This window comes from Roseinatronobacter domitianus, assembly GCF_023336755.1.
In the GTDB taxonomy this organism is placed as follows: domain Bacteria; phylum Pseudomonadota; class Alphaproteobacteria; order Rhodobacterales; family Rhodobacteraceae; genus Roseinatronobacter; species Roseinatronobacter domitianus.
Window position 1 is genome coordinate 238,958 of sequence record NZ_JALZWP010000002.1, and the last position, 22,062, is coordinate 261,019.

A 22,062-nucleotide genomic window follows, 5' to 3' on the forward strand; every position below is an offset into this window, starting at 1 on the left:
AGGCACGCTGTCAAACCAGCGTCATGCCCCCGTCAATCATGATGATCTGGCCTGTCATGTAATCGCTGTCACGCGATGCCAGAAACGTCGTAGTCCCGGTAATATCCTCTGGCTGTGCAACACGGCCTTTCAGGATTTCCGCTGAAAACTCTTCCATTGCCTGACCGGGCCGTTCCGCCGCACCGATCGCCATCAGGTCCTGGTCAACCTGTTCCCACATCTCTGTGGCGACAACGCCGGGCGCAAACCCTGTTACCGTTATGTTATGAGCAGCCAGATCACGCGCACCCGATTGGGTGAGCGACACAACAGCCCATTTACTGGCACAATAGGGCGCCACGTTACCAAAGCCCTGACGGCTGGCAATGCTGGCAGTGTTCACAATCTTGCCGCCACTGCCTTGAGAGATCATCTGACGCGCGGCTTCCTGCATTCCAATCAGGCAGCCCAGCCCGTTGATTCCCATTATGAAATTCCAGTTGTCTTCGGTCACGTCCAGAAAATTCATCGGCTTGTTCACACCGGCGTTATTGAATTTCACGTCCAACCGACCAAAGCGGTCTACCGTATGCGCGATCATCGCCCGGACCTGTTCGCGGTCGGTTACATCGACGGCAGCATAAGTGACCATCGCATCCGCCCCGGCGGCGCGAGCCGCATTTGTATCCGCGACCTCTTGGACTTTGTCTGCGTTAATATCCGCGAAACAGACATGCGCGCCTTCGGCCAAAAGCGCTTCGCCAATTGCGCGGCCTATGCCTTGCGCAGCCCCTGTTACGATACACGATCGCCCTGCAACACGCGCCATACCGACCCCGTAAATTTTGTCTTGATAAAGTGCAAAAGACGCGGGGCAGCCGTAGCCGCCCCGCGCCCCCCGGGAGAGATCAGAACACGGGCTTGGTGAACTCGCCCATGTTGTCCTGGGTGATCTTCGGCGTGTCGAAGTAGTTCAGGAAGGGCACTTCTTCGCCGTTCAGGATGTCGATGGCGGTTTGCAGCGCGGCTTCGGCGTCATCAACCGGAGACTGGTAGATCGACCCCCAATAGGTGCCATCGGCCATTGCGTCATAGCCAACTGCGAAGTTGGTTGCGCCAACAAAGGTAATGCCTTCGACGCGACCAGCTGCAATCGCGGCATTCATGGCACCCACGCCCATGTTGTCATCGCCAGAATAGACGCCGTCGATATCGTCATACTGGACAAGGAAGGCTTCCATGACCTGCTGCGACTTTTCGCGGTTCCAGTCGCCGGGCTGCTCGTCGATCTGTTCGACATTCGGGCAGACCTCTGGCAGGCGGTCGTTGAAGCCCTGCGCGCGCTCGATGGCGGTGGTGTAACCGGGCTGGCCGGTGATGTGCACGACTTTCGCCTCGTTCTCGATGCCCAGCGCCTTGAAGCGGTCGCACATGATCTCTGCCGAACGTGCGCCCTGGGTGACATTGTCGGGGCCAGAGAAGGACGAGATAAAGTCGAACCCGGCTTCGGCGATGTTCGAGTTGGTGATGACAACCGGGATATCCGCTTGCGACGCGCGACGCACGGCGGGGATCACGGCCTCGCCATTGGTCGGCCAGATAATCATCGCGTCAACCTGCTGTTGGATCAGGTCATCAATCTGGGCCAGTTGGCGTGCCACGTCGCCACCTGCGTCCAGAACGACAGCGTTTATGTTTGGGTTTGCCTCGGCAGCCGCAATGAAGGCCCGCTCATAGGTCGTCTGGTAGCTGTCAACGCCCACGTTGTTCTGGGTAATGCCGATGGTCATCGTGTCCGCGCTTGCAGCGGCCCCGATAAGTGCGGTGCTGCAGGCAAGGGCGATTTTGAGTGTTGTCTTCATATTCATTCCTCCCGTGTGAATTCAGATGCGATCGCGAGCCTCCCAGCATCGAGAGCACAAGACGCCCCGACCGATCACGCAACAAGTCATCGCGATTCCTGGCGCAACATGCCTCCTGCATTTTATCAGGTTTGGATAGATTTATTACCATTTTGGATATTTTGGCGATATTTTTGTCATCCGATTTGAGCAATTTACCAGAGGAGATGACATATGCGGGCCACCACGCTCCCAGGTCAGATACCAGATATCGAGAAAATGAAACACAGCACGGCAAGAAATATTCAAACCGGACAATCCATGGCGATCGCGTCATTGGATGCTGTTGTCGCATCAAACAATCCGGATGTGGATCGGGTCACAGATTTTCTAAGCAATCTTCTGGTCGAGCTGGACAGCGCCATTGAGCCCAGCTCGCCAAACCCACATCTGAAGATGATCCTGCACCTGATGCGGAGTCATTCCGAAGGGCGAATCGTCTCGCCATCGTCTTTGGTCGCCGCAGCGGGCGTGCCCTATGCAACAGCAACCCGCAAGCTGACAGAGGTCGAGGCCGCGGGCCTGATCGACCGCCGCGCCCGCACGCGCACCGGCAAAAGCCATTCGCTGCACCCAAGCGCCAGCCTGCTGGACGGGTTCAGCCAACTGGCGGACCGAATCGACCGGCTGGCACGGCAATCCTTTGATCTTGCCGGACCGACACCAGAAACCACGGATTATTACTTCGGTGGCTCTTATCAGCCAGGCCGCGCCGCCATCGCGCCCCCGCGTGCATTGCCGGAACCGCTGAAACTGTCAGGCGGGCTGCGCATTCTGGTGCATGGCGATCCGACCTTCATGGTAATGGAAGGGCTGAAGCGCCAGTTCGAGCAAATCGTCGGCACCACCATCCATCAACGCGCCTTCAGCATCGACCGTCTGCGCGAAGAAGCCCTGCGCAACGCCGAGCGCCCCAAAAGCCGCTATGACCTGATCGCGGTGGACCTGCCCTGGGTCGGTGAATTCGTGGAAAAGGGAGTGATTCGCCCGCTGGACGGCGTGATGAATGTGGCGCGTCTTGACCCGGCGGATTTTCACACCGCAGGTTGGCGCGCGGCACATTGGGATGGGCGGCCCTATGGTGTGCCCAGCCAGACCACGCCGGAACTTATGTTCTACCGCAAGGACTGGTTCGCCAATGAAGGGCTGGAACCGCCGACAACGACCGATGCCGTCATCGCTGCCGCACGCCACCTGCACGACCCGCAGCGCGGACGCTACGGGGTGGCGTGGAACGCGGCACGCGGCACGGCGCTTGGTCATACCTTCATGATGACCTGTGGCGCTTTTGGGCAACCGATCATCGACATGCCTGAAATTGCGGGTGGGTATGACACGGACAGCTTGGCCAAGGGCGGGTTTACACCCACGCTGAACACCGACCGCGCGCTGGCCGCGGCAGATTACCTGATGCAGCTTCTGGATTACTCGCCACCCGATATCCTGTCGATGTCATGGTATGAGCGCGTGCGCCCTTACGGTGCCGGACATGTGGCGATGGCCTATGGCTACACGCTGCTGGCACCGTATTTCGAACTGAACGAAAACAGCCCGGCGCATGGCAATACCGGCTATCTGCCGCATCCACACGGGCCAACCGGCAGCCCGATCGCACCGGTGGGGGGCTATGTTCTGTGCGTTCCGGCCAATCTGGCGGAAGACCGCATTGACGATACTGTCGAGGCGCTTGTCACCTTCACCTCACCCGGCGCGCAGAAACTCTATGCTCAGAACGGCAGCCGGACAGAGCCGCGCTATTCCGTGGGTGCCGACCCGGAAGTGCGCCGCCTGTCGCCCATATTCGGGCTGCTGGACCAGATGTCATGGCGCGACGAGCTGCAATTCTGGCCGCGCCCACCCATTCCGCAAGTGTCGCAGATAATCGACCTGTGCGGGCGCGAGCTGCACGACATGCTGCGGGGAATCGTTACCCCGCGCAACGCTTTGGACCGCGTGCAGTCCGAGGCAGAAAAAATCCTGAAATCCAAGGTCACTTAGGGAGGACACCATGGACCCCAACCGCCTGAACGGCAAAAACATCCTGATTACCGGTGCCGCGCGCGGCATGGGTGCCGCCAATGCCGAATCCTTCGCCGCCCAAGGCGCGAATGTCTGCTTGGGCGACCTGTCGCTAGAGGAAGCGCAGGACGTGGCCGATCGCATCAACGCCGCCGGGAACGGCAAGGCCATCGCGGTCAAAATGGATGTCACCAAGCGCGAGGACAACGCAGCCGCCGTTGCCGCCACAGTCGAGGCTTTCGGGTCCATCAATGTTGGCCTGTTCAATGCAGGTCTGAACAAGCCCCGGTTCTTCATGGATATCGATGAAGACAACTGGGACATGATTATGAACGTCAACACCAAGGCGATGTGGCTGGGCATGCAGGAAACCGCCCGCCAGATGATTGCGCAGGGTCCGCAGGAAAAGCCTTACAAGCTGATTAACGTCGGCTCTATCGCCAGCCGTAAACCGCTGGTCGATGTGACGGTCTACTGCACCTCGAAATACGGCTGCCTTGCGCTGACCGAATGCGGTGCGCTGGGCTTGGCAGAACACAACATCACCGTGAACGGCTACGCCCCCGGCGTCGTGGTCACGCCGCTCTGGGAGCAATTGGACAAGGACTTGGTCGAGATCGGCTTCAAGGAACGTGCGGGCCAAGCCTATGACGATATTGTAGAGAACAATCTTGTCATCAAGCGGGTCTCTTACCCCAAAGACGTGGTCGGCACAGCATCGTTCCTGGCGTCGGATGACAGCGACTACATGACCGGCCAGATGATTTCCATCGACGGCGGCTGGGTCACGAAATAACCCGGCAATCCTCTGCTTTCATTCACAAATCGGGTGCGCTCTGTCGCCCCCGAAAGGAGTTTACGATGTCAGAACGTCCAGGCAATGCCTTGATGCCCAACCTGCTGACCCCGCAGGATCTTGAGACCAACTGGGAATGGCGGGACAAGATCCCGGCTTGGGGCCACACCTCTGTCGATTTTGAGCGCCGGGTCGATCACGACCGGCTGCGCCGCTACCGGCTGGCGCGCACGCGGCAGTCCTTGCAAAACTCGCAAGCCGGCTCGCTCCTGCTCTTCGATGTGAACAATATCCGCTATGTCACCTCGACCAAGATCGGCGAATGGGAACGCGACAAGATGTGCCGTTTCTGCCTGCTGACCGGCGATGACAGCCCCTATGTGTGGGATTTCGGCTCTGCTGCCGTGCACCATCAGCGCTATTCCGACTGGCTGGAACCCAGCCATTGCTTGGCCGGTGTCGTTGGCATGCGTGGCACCATCCCGCCGGAATTCGGGCTGATGCAGAAATACGCCAAGATGATCGCCCAACTTATCAAGGATGCGGGCATGGCCGACATGCCGGTGGGCGTCGATTATGCCGAAACCGCCATGTTCCATGCGTTGCGCGAAGAGGGCATCAATGTGGTCGATGGCCAGCAGATCATGCTGGCCGCGCGCGAGATCAAGAACTGGGACGAAATCCAGCTTCTGACGCAGGCCGCCGCGATGGTCGATGGCGTCTATCACATGATCTATGAAGAGCTGAAACCCGGTGTGCGCGAGAATGACATCGTCGCGATGTCGAACAAGCTGCTGTATGAGATGGGATCGGACGATGTGGAAGCGATCAACGCCATTTCGGGCGAGCGCTGCAATCCGCATCCGCATAACTTCACCGACCGGCTGATCCGGCCCGGCGACCAAGCGTTCTTCGACATTCTGCAAAGCTATCAGGGCTACCGCACCTGCTACTACCGCACCTTCAACGTGGGCCGCGCGACACCCGCGCAGAACGACGCCTATGTGAAGGCACGCGAATGGATCGATGCGTCGATTGCCATGATCAAGCCGGGCGTGACGACCGACAAGGTGGCAGAGGTTTGGCCCACAGCGGAATCGCTTGGCTTTCCGAACGAGGACGCGGCTTTCGGCCTGCAATTTGGCCACGGTCTGGGGCTGGCGCTGCACGAGCGGCCCATCATCAGCCGTGCCGTGTCTCTGGATCACCCGATGGAGATCAAGACCGGCATGGTCTTTGCGCTGGAAACCTATTGCCCTGCCGCCGACGGCTATTCCGCCGCCAGGATCGAGGAAGAGGTGGTTGTGACCGAAAAAGGTTGCGAAGTCATCAGCCTGTTCCCGGCCGAGGAATTGCCGATCGCCAACCGGTATTGATAACCCCGTCCCGGGCTTGACCCGGGACCTCAACGGTGGAGGCCCCGGGTCAAGCCCGGGGCACGGAGAGCCCATGACCAAGACCAACACCGAAGATTATTTGCGGATGTATACGCAGATGGTGCGCATCCGCACCTTTGAGGATAATGCCAACCAGCTTTATCTATCGGCCAAGATGCCGGGGCTGACGCATATGTATTCCGGCGAGGAGGCCGTGGCCGTCGGAATTTGCGAGGCGCTGACGGATGACGACCGCATCACCAGCACCCACCGCGGACACGGGCATTGCGTGGCCAAGGGCGCGGAATTCAAAGAGATGTTCTGCGAGCTTCTGGGCAAGGCCGAGGGCTATTGCCGGGGCAAGGGCGGGTCGATGCATATCGCCGATCAGAGCCACGGCAATCTTGGTGCGAATGCGATTGTGGGCGGGTCGATGGGGATCGCCACGGGGTCTGCATTGCGGGCCAAGCTGCAAGGGTCGGACGATGTGACGGTCTGTTTCTTCGGTGATGGCGCAACTGCGCAGGGCCTGATGTATGAGGTCATGAACATGGCCGCGCTGTGGAACCTGCCGGTTATTTATGCCTGCGAAAACAACGGCTATTCCGAATACACCAAGACAGAGGAAATCGCCGCCGGGTCCATCACCGCACGCGCAGAAGCCTTCGGGATCGAGGCCCATCAGGTCGACGGGCAGGACGTGCTGGCGGTCAATGAGTTGACGCAAAAGCTGGTCGCCCGCGCGCGTAAGGGTGAAGGGCCGTTCTTCATCGAGCTGATGACCTACCGCTACCATGGCCACCATGTGGGCGACATCAACCGCGAATATTACCGGTCGAAGGACGAGGAAAAGGACTGGAAGGAAAACCGCGACCCGATCGTGCGGTTCCGCGGCTACCTTGTCGAACAGGGCATCGCCACCGAGGATGAGATCGAGGCGATCAATGCGGCGGTCGAGAAAGACGCGACTGACGCGGTCGCCTATGCCGAGGCTGCCGCCTATCCCGATGTGTCCGAAGTGGACATGCACGTATTCGCCGCCTGAGGAGGACTGACCATGCGCGAGATTACCCTGTCGCAGGCCGTGAACGAGGCGATTGCCGAGGAAATGCGCCGTGATCCGACTGTGTTCCTGATGGGCGAAGATGTGGCCGAGGCGGGCACCCCCTTCAAGGTGCTGTCCGGTCTGGTCGAGGAATTCGGCACCGACCGCGTGCTCGATACGCCGATTTCCGAGCCCGGTTTCGTCGGCATGGCTGTGGGGGCCGCAATGACCGGCGCGCGCCCCATCGTGGACCTGATGTTCGGCGATTTCATCTACCTGGTCATGGACCAGTTGTGCAATCAGGCCGCCAAGCAGCACTACATGTCGGGCGGCAAGCTGACCGTGCCGATGGTGCTGCGCACCAATATGGGCGCGACCCGGCGCTCGGCGGCGCAGCACAGCCAGAGCTTGCAGGCTTTGGTCGCCCATATTCCGGGCGTGAAGGTGGCGATGCCATCGTCAGCCTATGAGGCCAAGGGCCTGATGAAAACCGCCATCCGCGACAACAATCCGGTGGTGATTTTCGAAGACAAGCTGATGTATCAGGACAAGGCGCCGGTGCCGGAAGAGGAATATCTTATCCCCTTCGGCGAGGCCAATGTGAAGCGCGAAGGCTCTGACATTACTTTCATCGCCACATCGTCCATGGTGCAGGTGGCAGAGAAAGCCGCCGAAACACTGGCCGCCGAAGGCATCAGCGCCGAAGTCATCGACCCGCGCACCATTGTGCCGCTGGATGAGGCAACGCTGCTGGCCAGCGTGAAAAAAACCAGCCGCGCGATTGTCATTGACGAGGGCCACCAAAGCTACGGCGTGACCGCTGAAATCGCCAGCCGCCTGAACGAAAAGGCGTTTTACCATCTGGATGCGCCGGTGCTGCGCATGGGTGCGATGGATGTGCCGGTGCCGTTCTCGCCTGCGCTGGAAGATATCACCGTTCCGACACCCGAGGGTGTGGCCGCGAATGCCCGCAAGCTGTGCGCCGGGGAGATGATTTATGCCGCATGACGTGACGATGCCTCAACTGGGCATGGCGCAGGATGCAGGCAAGATCGTGGCCTGGCTGAAAGCGCCGGGCGATGCGGTCGCCAAGGGCGATGCCCTGTTCGAGGTGGAAACCGACAAGGCCACAATGGAGGTCGAGGCGCAGGCGGCCGGCTACCTGACCGGCGTTGTCGCGTCTGAGGGCGATGATGTGCCGGTGGGGCAGGTGATCGCGCGTATCTCTGAAACTGCCAAGGATGACACGCCTGCACCCGCCACACCGCCCACGCCAGAGCCTGCGAGTGATGCATTGCCAGAGGGCAAGCAAATCACCATGCCGCAACTGGGCATGGCGCAGGATAGCGGGCAAATGGTTGGTTGGCTGGTAGAACTGGGCGCACAGGTCGGCCCGGATGACCTGTTGTTCGAGGTCGAGACCGACAAGGCCACGATGGAAGTGCCCGCCGGGGCGCGCGGTTACTTGGCCGCGACCTTGGCGCAAGCGGGCGAGGATGTGGCAGTCGGCGCGCCGGTCGCGATCCTGACGGCAGAGGCACCGGCGAACCCCGTCGCGCGCTCGGCAGATGATGCGGCCAAAGCGCAGGCTCTCGCCCCCGCGCAGCCCGAACCAGAGGCCGCGCCCGCCAAGCCCGCAGAGGCACCGAAACCCGCCCCCAAAGCGCTCCTCGCAGAGGGCGGGCGCATCCTTGCGTCCCCAAAAGCGCGGCGTTTGGCATTGGAACAAGGGTTGGACCTGTCGCGCTTGGTCAAAGCTGGCCACCCTCAGCCCTACCATGTGAGCGATCTGGAGGTGCTGCGCGCGATGCCAGAAGGTCAGACACCCAGCACTGGCACCGCGCAGGCCAGCCGCCGCCTGACCGCACGGGTCAAGCGCCCGGAACTGGAGGCCTTCCTGAATTGGGCGCAAGGCCAGGGGGTGGACGACACTGATGCCGCCTTGGCCGGGCTGCTGGGCCAAGGCCATGTGCAGACGCTGGCTATTGAACGCATCGGCCACGCGCGCAGCTTTGCAATATTGCGCCGCCTGTCGCAGGTTGCTGTGACTGAGGATATGCCAGAACTGATCTTGCGCGATCTGCGCGGCAGCTTCGTGCAGAATGTAGAGCTTGGGGCCGAAGATATTCCGGTCCTGACGCTACTGCCCAAGGGCAAGGGGCTGACGCTGGTGCTGGAATGCGCACCCGAGCAGCTGAGCGCCGAGGCAGCGATTGCGCTATTGAACACTGTCGCAGGACGGCTGGAGCAACCGCTTCGCCACCTGTTGTGAAAGGGGACCGAGATGGACCACACTGACCTTTATATTAACGGCGCATGGGTCAAGACCGATACGCGCTTCGATGTTATCAACCCCGCCACCGAAGAGGTGCTTGCCTCTGTCGCAAGCGCCGAACTGGCCGATGCCGATGCAGCACTGGACGCTGCCGAAGCCGCAATGGCCGAGTGGGCCGCACGCACCCCGCGCCAACGGTCAGAGGTGTTGCGCCGCGCGTGGGAGCTGATGACCGCGCGGCTGGATCATTTCGCGCATCTGATTACGCTGGAAAACGGCAAAGCCGGGACCGATGCCAAGGGTGAAGCCACCTATGCTGCCGAGTTCTTCCGTTGGTTCGCCGAGGAAGCCGTGCGCGCGGATGGGATGATTACGCATGCCCCCGCTTCTGGCGCGCGGATCATGGTGCAGCACAAGCCCGCCGGGCTGGCCGTTCTTATTACGCCGTGGAACTACCCGGCTGCCATGGGCACCCGCAAGATTGCGCCCGCATTGGCGGCGGGCTGCGGGGTCATCATCAAACCCGCCTCGGAAACACCGCTGACCATGCTGGCGCTGATGCCGCTGTTGGAAGAAGCAGGCGTGCCGCCGGGCTTGGTCAATGTGCTGCCATCGAAGCGCACAGGTGCGCTGGTCGATCATATCATGCACGATCCGCGTGTGCGGGTGGTCAGCTTTACCGGGTCCACCGGCGTGGGGCGCACGCTGTTGAAAGGTGCTGCCGACCAGGTGCTGAAACCGGCGATGGAACTTGGCGGCAACGCGCCCGTTGTGGTGTTCGAGGATGCCGACATGGACACGGCCATTGAAGGCACAATGCTGGCCAAGATGCGCAATCTGGGCGAGGCCTGCACGGCGGCGAACCGGATCTATGTTCACGCCGACATTGCCGAGGACTTCACCGCCCGCCTGACCGCCGCCATGTCGGCGCTGAAGGTGGGCAATGGCACCGACCCAAGCGTAGATGTCGGCCCGCTTGTGAACGCTGCAACCCGCGACAAGGTGGCCGAGTTCGTGGCCGATGCCGTCGCCAAGGGCGCGAAGGTCGAATGTGGCGGTGTGGTGCCAGAGGCCAAAGGCTATTTCTATCCGCCGACCGTGCTGTCGAACGTGCCGGAACATGCCGATTGCGTGCAGGATGAAATCTTTGGCCCCGTCGCGGCCATCCAGACATTCACCGATCAGGAAGATGTTATCCATCGCGCCAACAACACCGAATACGGGCTGGTCGCCTATGTGTTCTCTGGCGATTTCAAGCGCGGTTTGCAGGTTTGCGAGCGGCTGGATTACGGCATGGTGGGCCTGAACAGAGGGCTGGTCAGCGACCCGGCAGCACCGTTCGGCGGCACCAAGCAATCTGGGCTGGGGCGTGAAGGCGGGCATGAAGGCATGCTCGAATTCATGGAAACGCAATATATTTCGGCCAGTTGGTAAGGGGGGATCATGGACCTGCAAGCAAGCCCCAGCACCAAGAGTTATGCCGCCAACAAGGGCGTCGATCTTGAGGAACTGGCCCGCAAAACCGGACGAACCACGCTTGGGCGCGAGGATGTTGACGCGCATCTGGGCGGCGCGGCACCCAGCATGGCGGGGCCGGACCAGACCCGCTACTGGGATGTGGACCATGCCGCGCATGGCCCCGTGACCGAAGAACCCCTATCGCGCATGGCCAAGCTTGCCGCGGCTAATCTTGGTGCGGCCAGCAGCCTGATCCCGCAGGTCACGCATCATGACCGGGCCGATATCTCGGCGGTGGAAAGCTTGCGCAAAGCGTGGCGCGCAGACGCACAGGCGCGCGGGCTGAAACTGACCGCGCTGGCGTTTCATGTCATGGCACTGGCGCGTTGTTTGACGGAATTTCCCCGATTCAACGCCTCGCTGACACCGGATGGCGAGACTCTGGTCCTGAAAACCTACGTGCATATCGGCATTGCCGTCGATACGCCCAATGGCCTGATGGTCCCGGTCATCCGCAACGCTGACCGCAAGGGGCTGTGGGAGCTGTCATCAGAGATCGCCGACCTTGCCGCGCGCGCGCAAGCCCGCAAGATCGGACCCGATGAGATGGGCGGCGCGTCCATGTCCATCAGCAATCTGGGCGGCATTGGTGGCACGGCGTTTACCCCCATCGTGAACCCGCCGGAGCTGGCGATCCTTGGCATAACCCGCACCGAAACGGTCACGGTCTGGGACGGCGACACGCCACGCCCCGTGCCGATGGTGCCGCTTGACCTGTCCTACGACCACCGGGTGATAAACGGGGCCGATGCCGCGCGCTTCATGACGCGCTATTGCCAGCTTGTCGCAGACCCGCGGCAGTTGCTTATCTGACCTGTTGCCTGACCGGCGCGCGCTGCGGTCAGGCTTTGCTTACCTGCGCGCGCTAGGGTGCCCCTGAATTTCCGGTTCAGGAGTGCCGACCATGTCAGAGCTATCGCCCCGTCTTGGGCTGCCGTTCTTGTTGCCCGCACAGGCCCAGAAGCACGTCACGCATAACGAGGCGCTGGAGACGCTCGACATTGTCGTGCATCTGACGCTTGAAGGGGTCGATGCCATCAATCCCCCTGTCAGCCCCGGCACTCGCCAAGTCTGGGCACTGGGCGCTGGCGCGACTGGCGATTGGTCCGGGAATGACGGGCGGCTGGCCGCATGGATGGGCGATGCATGGCAATTCATCACGCCGCTGCCGGGTTGGTGCGCTGCGCAAGGCACGACCCTCTATGTCTGGGACGGCGGCACTTGGCAGATCGCGGCCCCCGATAGCCTGAACAACATGACCGGCATAGGCATCAATGCCAGCCATGACGCCGTGAACCGGCTGGCGCTTTCCTCCGACGCCAGCCTGTTCACACATGAGGGTGCGGGGCACCAGATAAAGGTCAACAAAGCGAGCGCATCAGACACGGCAAGCCTGCTGTTCCAGACCAACTGGTCCGGGCGTGCCGAACTAGGCACGGCGGGCAATGACGATTTCAGCCTGAAGGTCAGCGCCGATGGCAGCTTGTGGCAAGAGGCCATCGTGGTCGATGCCGCAAGCGGTGTGGCTGGCTTTCCCGCCGGAATGACAGTCGATGGCACCTTGAGCGGGACGGCCGTAACCCAGACTGCGACCGATGCCAGCGCCGACAAGCTGCTGAAAGTGGGGGATTTCGGGCTGGGGGCGACCACCCCTCCGGCGGTGACGGACCTGACCACCGCGCTTGCCCCCGGCTTCTACCATGTCCCTGACATGGCGGCGGCAACAGGTGTGCCTACGGGCCAGACCGGCGGCGGCACCTTGCTTGTCATGTGCGCGGCTCCGGCTGGTGCGACCTTCTTGCTGGGTCTGCCCGTGGCAACTGGGGCGGCACAAGGCTTCTGGCTTGGGTCGCGCGCCTCTGCGACCGGGGCAATTTCATGGGCAAAACTCTGGACATCGGCCAACACCACGGTCGACGCCAACGGCTTCCTGCGCGAAGCCTAAGCCGCGTCAGGCAACGCGCATCAACTCTTCGTGGCGGGTTATCGCTTGCTCGATATCATCGAAGAATTCCAACACGCCCTTGTGCAGCACCAAACCGCTGTTACAGAAATTGCGCATGTCCGACATGTTGTGGCTAATCATGATCGCATCAGCATTGGCCATGCGAGCTTTAAAGACGGTGTTGCTGCGCTCGCGAAAGCTTTTATCGCCCGCCCCCGTAACCTCGTCGATCAGATAGGTGTCGAACGGTATGCCCATGGCCACCCCGAAAGACATGCGCGATTTCATCCCGGCAGAATAGGTGCGCCACGGCATGTTGAAATGTTTGCCGATCTGCGCGAACTCTTCGACAAAGGCCGCAAGTGCATCAGTATCGACCCCGTAACACCGGGCCAGGAACCGTGTGTTCTGAAGCCCGGTCATGTCGGGGTGAAAGCTGTTCGCGCCGCCTATGGGCCATGATATCTTGCCGCGTCGGATGACATGGCCCGATGTGGGCTGCATTGTCCCGGCGATGATCTGCAACAAGGTGGATTTGCCAGCACCGTTACGCCCCAGCAACCCCAGCGACCGGCCCGGCGGCAGATCAAGGCTCAGGTCGCTGAACACGGTATGCGTGCCGCCCGGAATCTCAAATGTCTTGCACAGGTTCTGAAGCTGGATCATGCCGCGCCGTCAGCCCCGGTCGCGCAGGCTGTAATAGACCAACGCACCTACCGACCAACCCATCATGCAGAAAAACGCCGTCAAGGCGACCAGCAGGACCTTGCGCGGATACTCTGCCGTTTCCGCGCTGGTGGGGGAAATGAAGGTCGCCAGATATAATTGCTGACGCTCGGCCGCCGTGCGGGCCTGATTCAATGCGGTCAACGACACACGGTAAATTTCCTCGGCGAATTGCACATCCACGCGCAACCCCTCATAGGTCGCTAGCAGGCTGGGGTAACTGTCGGCATCCTCTGTGGTGCCATCGCTGGAGTAACTGGCGCGTTCCCCCGCGATCCGCTGCTCGATGGCGCGGATGCGGCGGTCAAGCTGCCGCACGCGCGGGTCGGTCGAATCGGTGGCCTGCAAAAGCAGGTCATAATCGACCAGCGCCTCTGCAAGCTGTTGCTGCAAATTCGCAACCACGCCCATGCGGCCCTGAATATCAGCCTGCGGGTCCAGAATCTGGGTGCGGGCCTGAAAGGCGACCAAGGCTTCGCGGGCGCTGCGCAGCGCGCTTAACGCCTGGTCCAGATCAGCCTCGGCATTGGCGATACTGTCGCGGCGCGCTTGCGCGTTCAACATGTTGATCATGGCTTCGCTCTGCGCCACGATCTCTCTTGCGATCTGCTGGGCCATGGCGGCGTCACGCGCGCGCGCCTCGACCATGATGACGCCTGACGACTTGTCATGTGTAATGCGGATCATCCGGCGCCAGAATTGCGCCAAATCCTCGATCGTGATGTCGGGCCTGATGGAATAGACTGGGTCCAATGGCCAGAACTGCGCATAATGTCCGACGATGCCCAGTTCGTCATTTATGCGCCGTACCATTGCCTGACTTTGGATGAACTCGAACAACAGGTCGGAATTGCTGGCCGATGGCGTGCCCAGAACCTGCGACAACCCGCCCAGCATCTGGCTGGCCGACACGCTTTCTTCCTGTCGCACCACAAAGCCGGTTTCCGAAGCGTATTGCGGTTGCGCAAGCAGCGCCAGATAGAGCGATGTCAGGACAACCGGTAAAACAACGACAAACAGCAGGCTGGCAATCAGCCCCTTATGGCGCGTGCGCAACCGCGAATGCACAGCCGTCTGACGGGCAAGCCGCTGAACGGATGTTTCTGAATCGTCGGTAACAGGGGGAGGGGCCTGTGTGTTCACGCGTCGCGACCGCCTTGCTTGCCTGATTGATTCTGCTTTTGTTTTTCTACATAGTCCAGCTTGCAAAAACCAGCGCAGAGGCGGCGAATGCCTGGCAAGGCCCCGGAAATTGGCGATATCCCGCAGCCTGCCACCGAAAGTGCCGGCGCATCGGCCCTGCGATGCATCGCAGCGCTAACGCTGCGCGAGATGGGCACGCGCTACGGTCGCCGCCCCGGTGGGTATGTCTGGGCGGTGCTGCAACCACTGGGGATCATCATCATCATCGCCTTCGCCTTTTCACTTCTGGCCAAATCGCCCGCGCTTGGCACCAGCTTCCTGCTGTTCAAGGCGACAGGAATGCTTGTGTTGCAGACCTTCAACGCTTTGGGCAGCAATGTCGGGCGCGCCATGAACTATTCGCGGGCGCTGCTGTTTTACCCAAGAGTTTGCTGGATCGACGCAGTGATCGCGCGCTTTCTTCTTAACACACTGGTGTCGTTGACGGCGGCCTGCATCATCCTGACCGGGATAGTCCTGTTCGAAGACCTGAAAACCGTGCTGGACTGGGGCCGCATCTTTCTTGCCATCGCCCTGATCTGCGCCTTGGGCTTCGGGGTTGGCTGCCTGAACTGCTACCTGTTCCAACGGTTCCCGGTCTGGGAAGATATCTGGGGCATCGTCACAGCCCCGCTTTTCGTCATCTCGGGCGTGTTGTTTTTATACGAGGATTTGCCGCCCTTCGCGCAGGACATCCTTTGGTATAACCCGATCATGCATATCACCGGGCTGATGCGCGAAGGCTTCTACCCGGTCTATTCGCCCGGATATATCTCGGTCGCCTATACCGCCGCCTGCGCGCTGGTGCCGATGGTGGTCGGGCTGATGCTGTTGCGCCAGTATCACCGCGACCTGCTCTATCGCTGAACGGGTGCTACCGCTGCACCGCCTTAACCCGCGACTGGACGCAGCGGTGATCCCCCAAGCTGGCCCCTCGACGCAGGGGCAGGCCGCACATAGCGCGGGGTGGCGCGACGCTGACCAAAGGTCGCGCCCGTGGCCCATGATGCGTCATGAGTATTTTTGGCAAGATGAAGCACAAGGTCAGAGACTGGCGGCCAGCCGTGCGCCTTGGTCTATGGCGCGTTTTGCGTCGAGCTCTGCGGCCACATCCGCCCCGCCGATGACATGCGCCTGTGGCAAGACGTCGGCCAGATCACGCAGCGGGTCTTGCCCGGTGCAGAGCACGATTGTGTCGGCGGGCAGTGTCTGCTCTGCCCCGTCACGCTCCACCACGAGCCCTTCAGCACTGATGCGCTTGTAGGTCATCCCGCCCAGCATGGTCACGCCTTTGGCGGCAAGGCTTGCGCGGTGAATCCAGCCGGTGGTCTTGCCCAACCCTTTGCCGGGCCTGCCGGGTTTGCGTTGCACCAGCGTGATTGCGCGCGCGGATGGCGTGGGCTGCGGGCCATTTGGCGCAAGCCCACCGGGGGCAAGGGCCGGGTCGGTCACGCCCCATTCGCGCTGCCATAAGGGCAGGTCGAGCGTGGCGCTTGGCCCTTGATGCGCCAAATATTCGGCCATATCAAAGCCAATCCCCCCTGCGCCGACCACAACCACGCGCGCACCTACGGGCGCAGCATTGCGCAGCACATCGGTATAGCGCAGCACATGTGGCGCAGTTTGCCCGTCTATGGCCGGGTCGCGCGGGATGACACCGGTGGCGATGATAACGTCATCATAGCCCAAAAGCATGTCAGGCGTAGCGCGGGTGGTTAGGTGCAGCGTAATGCGCGACGCGCCAAGCATGGTAGAGAACCACTCCACCAGCCCGTGGAATTCTTCCTTGCCGGGGATGATGCGGGCCATGTTCAACTGCCCGCCGATGCGGGCGTCTGCCTCATACAGGGTCACGTCATGCCCGCGCTGATCCGCCACAAGAGCCGCCATAAGCCCCGCAGGGCCAGCACCGACCACGGCGATGCGTTTGGGGGTATCTGTGGGCGTGTAGTTAAGTTCGGTTTCATGCCCTGCACGGGGGTTCACAAGGCAACTGGAAATTTTGCCCTGAAACGTATGATCCAGACAGGCTTGGTTGCAGGCGATGCAGGGCGCGATTTCACGGGCGCGGCCTGACGCGGCCTTGGTCACAAATTCGGGATCGGCTAGAAAGGGCCGCGCCAAGGACACCATGTCGGCAGCGCCTTTGGCAAGCAAGTCCTCGGCCAGTTCCGGTGTGTTGATGCGGTTCGAGGTAATGACAGGGATGCCCACCTTCCCCATCAGCTTTCGCGTGACCCAAGCCCAGCCACCGCGCGGCACAGAGGTCGCAATGGTCGGCACCCGCGCCTCGTGCCAGCCGATTCCGGTGTTGAGGATGCTTGCCCCCGCTGCCTCTATCGCGTGAGCAAGGCGCAAGACCTCGTCAAAGCTCTGTCCGCCCGGCACGAGGTCGATCAGCGAGATGCGGTAGATCACGATGAAATCGGGACCGACGGTTTCGCGAACGCGTTTGACAACTTCCACCGGCAAGCGCATGCGGTTCGCGTAGTCGCCGCCCCAGCGGTCTCTGCGGTGGTTGGTGGCCGCGCATAGAAACTGGTTCAGGAAATACCCCTCGGACCCCATCACCTCTACCCCGTCATACCCCGCCTGTTGCGCACGGGCGGCGGCAAGGACGATATCGGCGATTTGCTTTTCAATCCCGGCCTCGTCCAGCGGGCGCGGCTTGAAGGGGCTGATGGGGGATTTGATGGCAGAAGGTGCCACGCAATCGGGGCCATAGGCGTAGCGGCCGGCGTGTAATATCTGCATGGCGATCTTGCCGCCCTCGGCATGGACACGGTCGGTAACTTGGCGGTGATTGGCAATGTCCTGCGGGGTATACAGCCCTGCTGCACCCGGAAAGACCCCGCCTTCGGCATTCGGCGCCATGCCTCCAGTCACGATCAGCGCCACGCCACCCCGCGCGCGCTCGGCATAATATTCGGCCACGCGGTTCCAGTCGCCACGTTCTTCCAGCCCGGTATGCATGGAGCCCATCAGAACGCGGTTTTTCAGCACGGTATGGCCAAGGTCCAAAGGCGCAAGCAAATGAGGGTAGGATGGCATGGGGGCTCCTCCGGCTATGCACCAACACTAGCCGCGCAGTGGCCGCCCGGTCCAGTGCAACGCGGCGTCAAGGGGATGGCAAGCGCAGCACCTTTTGCGGGCCGGGTGTTGTGAGTATTTAGGGCAAGATGAAATGCGCGCGATTAATAGCCGGTCATTTCCAGATAACCGCGCCCGTCATGACTGCCGGTCACGCGGATAGGGCCTTCCCAGTAGCTGACGGTCAGGTCCATCCATGCTTGCGGGTTAATGGGTTCGGTCTGCAAGGCCAGCCCCTGTTCAGGCCAGTCGATCCGCCAGCGCACGGGGACGTCGCGGCCCGCGACCTGCGCTGTGCCTTGCGGCGTGAAGGACAACGCGCCATCGGGCAAGGCGGTCGCCTCGCCCTGTGGCGTGATCCATGTGCCTGCCGTAAACGTCTGGTCGCCGCGCAATTGGAAGCCCATCAAGCGGTGGCCATCTTGTAGCACGATGGAAAACCAGTCCCACCCCGTCTGGTCGCTGGCCAAGGGCTGGCTGGACCATTCGCGGTCAAGCCATGCTTGGCCGGTCACTGCAACCGGACCGTCGGGCAGGTTAAGCGTGCCTTCGACCGTGTAGAAGGGCTGTGAATAATAATAACTGGCCTGCCCGGCGGCGGATTTTACCGAGTAACCGTTATCCCCATGCAGCACCAAGGGGCCTTCGGCGCGCATGTTCAGATCATAGCTGAAATTCGGGCCTGTCGCGGCAATGTGAAGCGCGGAATAAGCATCTGCCCCGGCGCGCGCGGTGCTGGTCATGTGCCAATCGTCAATCCATGCCGTGAAGGGGTCGACCTGCACGCCCGCCTGCCCGATGCCGCCACGCGCGAAGCGTTCGGCGCTGAAATGTTGCTCTGGCGTGGTCAGGCCGGCATGACCCATCCAGACTTGGGGACTGTCCCAGCCGTCGGCCTCTCCCGGTGCGACAGCAGAGCGAAACAGCGTCCATTGCGCGCCGTAATCGCGGCCATCCGCGCCCTGCAAGGTGGCGGTCAGATACCACCATTCAATACGGTAATCGGGATGCGCGCCATGGTCGCGCGGGAAGTCCAGCGCGCGACCGCGTTCGGGAATCGCAAAGCCTTCTGCATCCGTGCCCAGCCCGGCGAAGCCTTGGGCAAGCGCGGGCGGGGCAAGCAAAAGCAGGACCAGCAAAGCCTTAACGTTCATAGGCAAACACCCTTAGCAAAGGCCCACCACCCGCGCGCCACAGGCGCCATGCGGGCCATGCGGCCGCGGCAAACATGGCCAACCCGGCCCAAAGCGCCAGACGTGCCCAGTCGGCGGGGAAGACCTGCAAGGGCAGCCGCCAGCCGAAAGCCTGCACATTGATGACCGCAAGCAACACCTGCGCCAACATCAGGCCCACGGGCAGCGCCAAACCCATCGTCAAGCCTGCCAGAACCAATGCTCGGGCCAGCTCCAACCTGGCCAGTTGGCGCAGGGTCAGGCCCATCGCCCATAACGGCGCAAGCTGCACCAGCCGCAGGCCCGACAGCGTGACCAGCGTGGCGAACAGGGCGAGTGCCGCGACCGACAGGGTCAGCACGTTCAGCGCGCCGGTAATCAGGAAGGTGCGCTCGAATATGGCCAGGGACAGCGCCTTGGCTTGCGCTTGGTCGGTGATGGCTTGAGCACTTAGCCCGAACTCATCGAGCAGCGCGGCGCGGGTTGCCTCTGGGTTATCGGTGCGGATTGCCAATTGCCGCGTGGGTGTGCCGGGGTAAAGCCGGTCGAACCAGCCTTCGGTGATGATCGCCTGCGCCAGCGGATTGCCGTAATCGGGGTAGACACCCAAGACAGACACCGCGCCAGCCCCCGGCAAGACCACGCTGTCCCCCGGCCAAAGCCCCGCGCGTCGGGCGAGTTGTTCGTTTATCAGCGCGCCTTGTTCCGCAGCCAAGCGGTCCCACGGGTCCGGCGCGGCCTGGATCAGCGGCCAGTTATCCCGAAAGGTCGCATGGTCGCGCATGGCAAAGACGGCACCGGGCTGACCTGCAAGCGTGGCATCCACCCGCCGCAGGGGCAGCACGGCATCGGTGCGCGGCATAAGGAAGGATTCCAGCGCAACCGCCTGCGCGGCATCACGCGGGGTGACGGTCATTTCGGCCACAAGCCTTTGGTCCAGCCAGCCGATGAACGTGGCGCGAAAACTGGCAACCATTGTGCCGACGCCGATATTCGCGGCAAGCGCGAGCATCAGCGCCATCAACGCCAGCGACAGACGCGGCAGGTTCTGGCGGCTGTCCGCCCAGAACCATTGCACCACCGGGGCGCGGGCGAAGCGCGCGGCCCCTTGCAGGCACAGCGCCAAAACCGCCGGGGTCAGAAGCGCCGCCGCCAGCAGCGCCGCCGCCAGTAGCGCGAACCCGGCAAACAGGCCCGACCCCGTGAACGCCAAAACGACGGCAACCACACCAAGGCCCAGCGCGCCCATAACCTGCCAGCGCATTGCCCGGCCCGACGCGATTGCCCAAGCGCGCGGTTGCGCAGGTGCAAGAACCGGCATGTGCCACAGCCGCCACAGCGCCTGCCCGCCTGCCAGAACGGCCCCGGCAAAGGCCATCGCCAAGCCCGCCAGCGCCCAGACCGGGCTGAATTGCAGACTACCCGGCACCGGCGCACCGTATAAGCCGCGCAAAGTAGCCGCCACATCGGGCAACAGCGCGGCGGCCATGACATAGCCAAGCGCCAGCCCGGCCAGACCCGCGATCAGCGCCATCAGCGCCAGTTCCAGCGCCAAGGCGAAGGTCAGCGCACGCAAGGAAACGCCAAGGCTGCGCAGGGTGCGGAACAGACCGCGCCGTTGTTCGAAGGCCAACCCCACGGCGGAATGCACGATGAACAGGCCCACCGCAAAGGCCAAGGCGCCGAAAGCGGTCAGGTTCAGGTGGAAACTGTCGGTCAGCCCGTCCAGTTCTGCGCCCGCATCGGCTTGGGACAGCCGCAACCCTTCCGGCAAGGGCCGGGGCGCAGGGCCGGTCAGCATCAGATGGCTGATCTGGCCCGCCATACCAAGCTGGGTTTGCGCGGTGCCAATATCCACCAGCACAACACCCACCGGCACGGCTTGCGAGGGGGTCAGCGCCAGATCGCTTGGGCCGATCTCTGCCAAGGTCTCAGGATGCGCAAAGCCCCCGCCCGCAACGAAGCCCTGCAAATCGCCATCCGCAAGGGCTGCGGCCGTTCCGGGAGGCGCGGTCAAGGGTTCAATTCCAAGCAGCGTTACGCGGGTGTCGCCCAGAACCACCCGCCCTTCGACCACGGGCGACACCATCAACCCCGACCGCCGCAGCGCGACGAAGCGGGATTGCGGCATCTGGCCCGAAGGCGTGTCCAGCCGGGCCGCGCCGTCCTCGGACACCAAGGCGGCGGCGGTGGCATACGCCCCGCGCGCCTGCGCGTTCAACGCTTGGACCCCGGACCAAAGAGCGGTGGCCAGCGTCAGCCCCGCCAGCAACATGGCCAGTTGCATCTTGTTGCGCGCCCAGTGCGACAGTAGCGCCGCCAGCGTCATGCCAACCGCCCCGCGCGCAAATGCACGACCCGGTCGCATCGCCCCGCCAACCGCGCAGAATGCGTGACCAGCAACAGAGCCGCGCCTTGCGCGCGGGCAAGCTCCAGCATCAGGGCGAACACGGCATCGCCCGTTGCCTCATCAAGGTTGCCGGTCGGTTCATCCGCCAGCAACACTTTGGGCCGCGCGGCCAAGGCGCGACCAATCGCCACGCGCTGTTGCTGGCCACCGGAAAGCTGTTCGGGGTAGCGTGCCACAAGGTCCGACAGGCCCAGCCGCGCGGCAAGCTGCGTGCAAAACGCTGCGTCATGACCCCCCGCAAGCCGCGCCTGAAAAGCAAGGTTCGCACCCACGCTCAAGGACGGCACAAGGTTGAATTGCTGAAACACCAACCCCACCGTGCCGCGCCGCAATTTCGCGCGGCCCGTATCGGGCAACGCGGCCATATCCTGCCCACCGACCAGCACGCGGCCCGCATCGGGCGCTTCCAGCCCGGCGGCAATATGCAGAAGGGTCGATTTTCCGCTACCGCTTTCGCCGGTCAGCGCCACGACCTCGCCACCAGCGACGGTAAGCGAGACGCCTTGCAAAACCGGCACCGGTCCTTCGGCGCTGGCAAAGCTCTTGTGGATATCCTCTAGCGCCAGAAGCGTCATGTCTGTCCCTGCGGCAACCCTGCCACGTAGGATAGCCCGGCTATGCCGCCAAG

General features: G+C 62.3%; 18 protein-coding genes. 10 read left to right on the plus strand and 8 right to left on the minus strand.

The genetic code is table 11. From position 1 onward, the window contains the following. Nucleotides 1-10 precede the first annotated feature (10 nt). Together M3N55_RS03240 and M3N55_RS03245 are read right to left on the minus strand one after the other, a co-directional pair. Nucleotides 11-808: an SDR family NAD(P)-dependent oxidoreductase gene (locus M3N55_RS03240; RefSeq protein WP_249056327.1), complete on the minus strand. Its 798-nt coding sequence runs from the start codon at nucleotides 806-808 to the stop codon at nucleotides 11-13. Between the two features lie 79 nt (nucleotides 809-887). Beyond that, the gene (locus M3N55_RS03245; protein ID WP_249056329.1) at nucleotides 888-1,841 is read right to left on the minus strand and encodes a sugar ABC transporter substrate-binding protein; all 954 of its coding nucleotides are present in this window, start codon (nucleotides 1,839-1,841) and stop codon (nucleotides 888-890) included. A gap of 300 nt (nucleotides 1,842-2,141) precedes the next feature. Between M3N55_RS03245 and M3N55_RS03250 the strand changes: the two genes are divergently transcribed. From M3N55_RS03250 to M3N55_RS03290, 9 genes are all read left to right on the plus strand, one after another. Next, nucleotides 2,142-3,878, plus strand: coding sequence for an extracellular solute-binding protein (locus tag M3N55_RS03250; protein ID WP_249056331.1), 1,737 nt, complete (start codon nucleotides 2,142-2,144; stop codon nucleotides 3,876-3,878). A 10-nt stretch (nucleotides 3,879-3,888) separates the two neighbouring features. Further along, nucleotides 3,889-4,695 carry an SDR family NAD(P)-dependent oxidoreductase gene (locus M3N55_RS03255; RefSeq protein ID WP_249056333.1) on the plus strand — a complete coding sequence of 269 codons (807 nt, stop codon included), beginning with the start codon at nucleotides 3,889-3,891 and terminating at the stop codon, nucleotides 4,693-4,695. A 65-nt stretch (nucleotides 4,696-4,760) separates the two neighbouring features. Then, nucleotides 4,761-6,071: a M24 family metallopeptidase gene (locus M3N55_RS03260; RefSeq protein ID WP_249056335.1), complete on the plus strand. Its 1,311-nt coding sequence runs from the start codon at nucleotides 4,761-4,763 to the stop codon at nucleotides 6,069-6,071. Between the two features lie 73 nt (nucleotides 6,072-6,144). After that, on the plus strand, nucleotides 6,145-7,116 hold the full coding sequence (locus M3N55_RS03265; RefSeq protein WP_249056336.1) for a thiamine pyrophosphate-dependent dehydrogenase E1 component subunit alpha: 972 nt from the start codon (nucleotides 6,145-6,147) through the stop codon (nucleotides 7,114-7,116). 12 nt (nucleotides 7,117-7,128) lie between these two features. Next, the gene (locus M3N55_RS03270; RefSeq protein WP_249056338.1) at nucleotides 7,129-8,124 is read left to right on the plus strand and encodes an alpha-ketoacid dehydrogenase subunit beta; all 996 of its coding nucleotides are present in this window, start codon (nucleotides 7,129-7,131) and stop codon (nucleotides 8,122-8,124) included. Continuing rightward, entirely contained in the window at nucleotides 8,114-9,388 is a 1,275-nt protein-coding gene (locus tag M3N55_RS03275) for a biotin/lipoyl-containing protein (RefSeq protein WP_249056339.1), read from the plus strand. The genes M3N55_RS03270 and M3N55_RS03275 overlap by 11 nt, the downstream gene beginning before the upstream one ends. Nucleotides 9,389-9,400: 12 nt before the next feature. Beyond that, nucleotides 9,401-10,825, plus strand: coding sequence for an NAD-dependent succinate-semialdehyde dehydrogenase (locus tag M3N55_RS03280; RefSeq protein WP_249056341.1), 1,425 nt, complete (start codon nucleotides 9,401-9,403; stop codon nucleotides 10,823-10,825). Between the two features lie 9 nt (nucleotides 10,826-10,834). Beyond that, a complete protein-coding gene (locus M3N55_RS03285) occupies nucleotides 10,835-11,722 on the plus strand; it encodes a 2-oxo acid dehydrogenase subunit E2 (RefSeq protein ID WP_249056342.1) in 888 nt (295 codons plus the stop codon). Nucleotides 11,723-11,813: 91 nt separating this feature from the next. Beyond that, the gene (locus M3N55_RS03290; protein WP_249056344.1) at nucleotides 11,814-12,854 is read left to right on the plus strand and encodes a DUF2793 domain-containing protein; all 1,041 of its coding nucleotides are present in this window, start codon (nucleotides 11,814-11,816) and stop codon (nucleotides 12,852-12,854) included. A 6-nt stretch (nucleotides 12,855-12,860) separates the two neighbouring features. Here the strand turns inward: M3N55_RS03290 and M3N55_RS03295 are convergent, their stop codons facing one another. Together M3N55_RS03295 and M3N55_RS03300 are read right to left on the minus strand one after the other, a co-directional pair. Then, entirely contained in the window at nucleotides 12,861-13,520 is a 660-nt protein-coding gene (locus M3N55_RS03295) for an ABC transporter ATP-binding protein (protein WP_249056346.1), read from the minus strand. 9 nt (nucleotides 13,521-13,529) lie between these two features. Beyond that, nucleotides 13,530-14,723, minus strand: a complete 1,194-nt coding sequence (locus M3N55_RS03300; protein WP_249056348.1) for a KpsE/RkpR family capsule polysaccharide export protein — start codon at nucleotides 14,721-14,723, stop codon at nucleotides 13,530-13,532. Between the two features lie 87 nt (nucleotides 14,724-14,810). On the opposite strand from M3N55_RS03300, the gene M3N55_RS03305 reads away from it, so the two are divergent. Next, nucleotides 14,811-15,629, plus strand: a complete 819-nt coding sequence (locus tag M3N55_RS03305; protein ID WP_249056350.1) for an ABC transporter permease — start codon at nucleotides 14,811-14,813, stop codon at nucleotides 15,627-15,629. 177 nt (nucleotides 15,630-15,806) lie between these two features. Here M3N55_RS03305 and M3N55_RS03310 read toward each other — a convergent pair whose 3' ends face one another. The 4 genes from M3N55_RS03310 to M3N55_RS03325 form a co-directional block, all read right to left on the minus strand. Beyond that, nucleotides 15,807-17,813: an NADPH-dependent 2,4-dienoyl-CoA reductase gene (locus tag M3N55_RS03310; RefSeq protein WP_249056352.1), complete on the minus strand. Its 2,007-nt coding sequence runs from the start codon at nucleotides 17,811-17,813 to the stop codon at nucleotides 15,807-15,809. Between the two features lie 143 nt (nucleotides 17,814-17,956). Beyond that, entirely contained in the window at nucleotides 17,957-19,006 is a 1,050-nt protein-coding gene (locus tag M3N55_RS03315) for a lipocalin-like domain-containing protein (protein WP_249056354.1), read from the minus strand. Next, nucleotides 18,996-21,353, minus strand: coding sequence for an ABC transporter permease (locus tag M3N55_RS03320; RefSeq protein WP_249056356.1), 2,358 nt, complete (start codon nucleotides 21,351-21,353; stop codon nucleotides 18,996-18,998). Before M3N55_RS03320 ends, M3N55_RS03315 begins: the two co-directional genes overlap by 11 nt. Then, the gene (locus M3N55_RS03325; protein WP_249056358.1) at nucleotides 21,350-22,009 is read right to left on the minus strand and encodes an ABC transporter ATP-binding protein; all 660 of its coding nucleotides are present in this window, start codon (nucleotides 22,007-22,009) and stop codon (nucleotides 21,350-21,352) included. Before M3N55_RS03325 ends, M3N55_RS03320 begins: the two co-directional genes overlap by 4 nt. Between the last annotated feature and the right edge of the window lie 53 nt (nucleotides 22,010-22,062).

What these genes read in the sequence shown, in the direction of transcription:
- M3N55_RS03305 (WP_249056350.1), top strand. Translation starts at nt 14,811, where the DNA reads ATGCCTGGCAAGGCCCCGGAAATTGGCGATATCCCGCAGCCTGCCACC.
- M3N55_RS03265 (WP_249056336.1), top strand. Translation starts at nt 6,145, where the DNA reads ATGACCAAGACCAACACCGAAGATTATTTGCGGATGTATACGCAGATG.
- M3N55_RS03295 (WP_249056346.1), bottom strand. Translation starts at nt 13,520, where the DNA reads ATGATCCAGCTTCAGAACCTGTGCAAGACATTTGAGATTCCGGGCGGC.
- M3N55_RS03290 (WP_249056344.1), top strand. Translation starts at nt 11,814, where the DNA reads ATGTCAGAGCTATCGCCCCGTCTTGGGCTGCCGTTCTTGTTGCCCGCA.
- M3N55_RS03315 (WP_249056354.1), bottom strand. Translation starts at nt 19,006, where the DNA reads ATGAACGTTAAGGCTTTGCTGGTCCTGCTTTTGCTTGCCCCGCCCGCG.
- M3N55_RS03245 (WP_249056329.1), bottom strand. Translation starts at nt 1,841, where the DNA reads ATGAAGACAACACTCAAAATCGCCCTTGCCTGCAGCACCGCACTTATC.
- M3N55_RS03280 (WP_249056341.1), top strand. Translation starts at nt 9,401, where the DNA reads ATGGACCACACTGACCTTTATATTAACGGCGCATGGGTCAAGACCGAT.
- M3N55_RS03240 (WP_249056327.1), bottom strand. Translation starts at nt 808, where the DNA reads ATGGCGCGTGTTGCAGGGCGATCGTGTATCGTAACAGGGGCTGCGCAA.
- M3N55_RS03325 (WP_249056358.1), bottom strand. Translation starts at nt 22,009, where the DNA reads ATGACGCTTCTGGCGCTAGAGGATATCCACAAGAGCTTTGCCAGCGCC.
- M3N55_RS03260 (WP_249056335.1), top strand. Translation starts at nt 4,761, where the DNA reads ATGTCAGAACGTCCAGGCAATGCCTTGATGCCCAACCTGCTGACCCCG.
- M3N55_RS03275 (WP_249056339.1), top strand. Translation starts at nt 8,114, where the DNA reads ATGCCGCATGACGTGACGATGCCTCAACTGGGCATGGCGCAGGATGCA.
- M3N55_RS03285 (WP_249056342.1), top strand. Translation starts at nt 10,835, where the DNA reads ATGGACCTGCAAGCAAGCCCCAGCACCAAGAGTTATGCCGCCAACAAG.
- M3N55_RS03250 (WP_249056331.1), top strand. Translation starts at nt 2,142, where the DNA reads ATGGCGATCGCGTCATTGGATGCTGTTGTCGCATCAAACAATCCGGAT.
- M3N55_RS03320 (WP_249056356.1), bottom strand. Translation starts at nt 21,353, where the DNA reads ATGACGCTGGCGGCGCTACTGTCGCACTGGGCGCGCAACAAGATGCAA.
- M3N55_RS03255 (WP_249056333.1), top strand. Translation starts at nt 3,889, where the DNA reads ATGGACCCCAACCGCCTGAACGGCAAAAACATCCTGATTACCGGTGCC.
- M3N55_RS03310 (WP_249056352.1), bottom strand. Translation starts at nt 17,813, where the DNA reads ATGCCATCCTACCCTCATTTGCTTGCGCCTTTGGACCTTGGCCATACC.
- M3N55_RS03270 (WP_249056338.1), top strand. Translation starts at nt 7,129, where the DNA reads ATGCGCGAGATTACCCTGTCGCAGGCCGTGAACGAGGCGATTGCCGAG.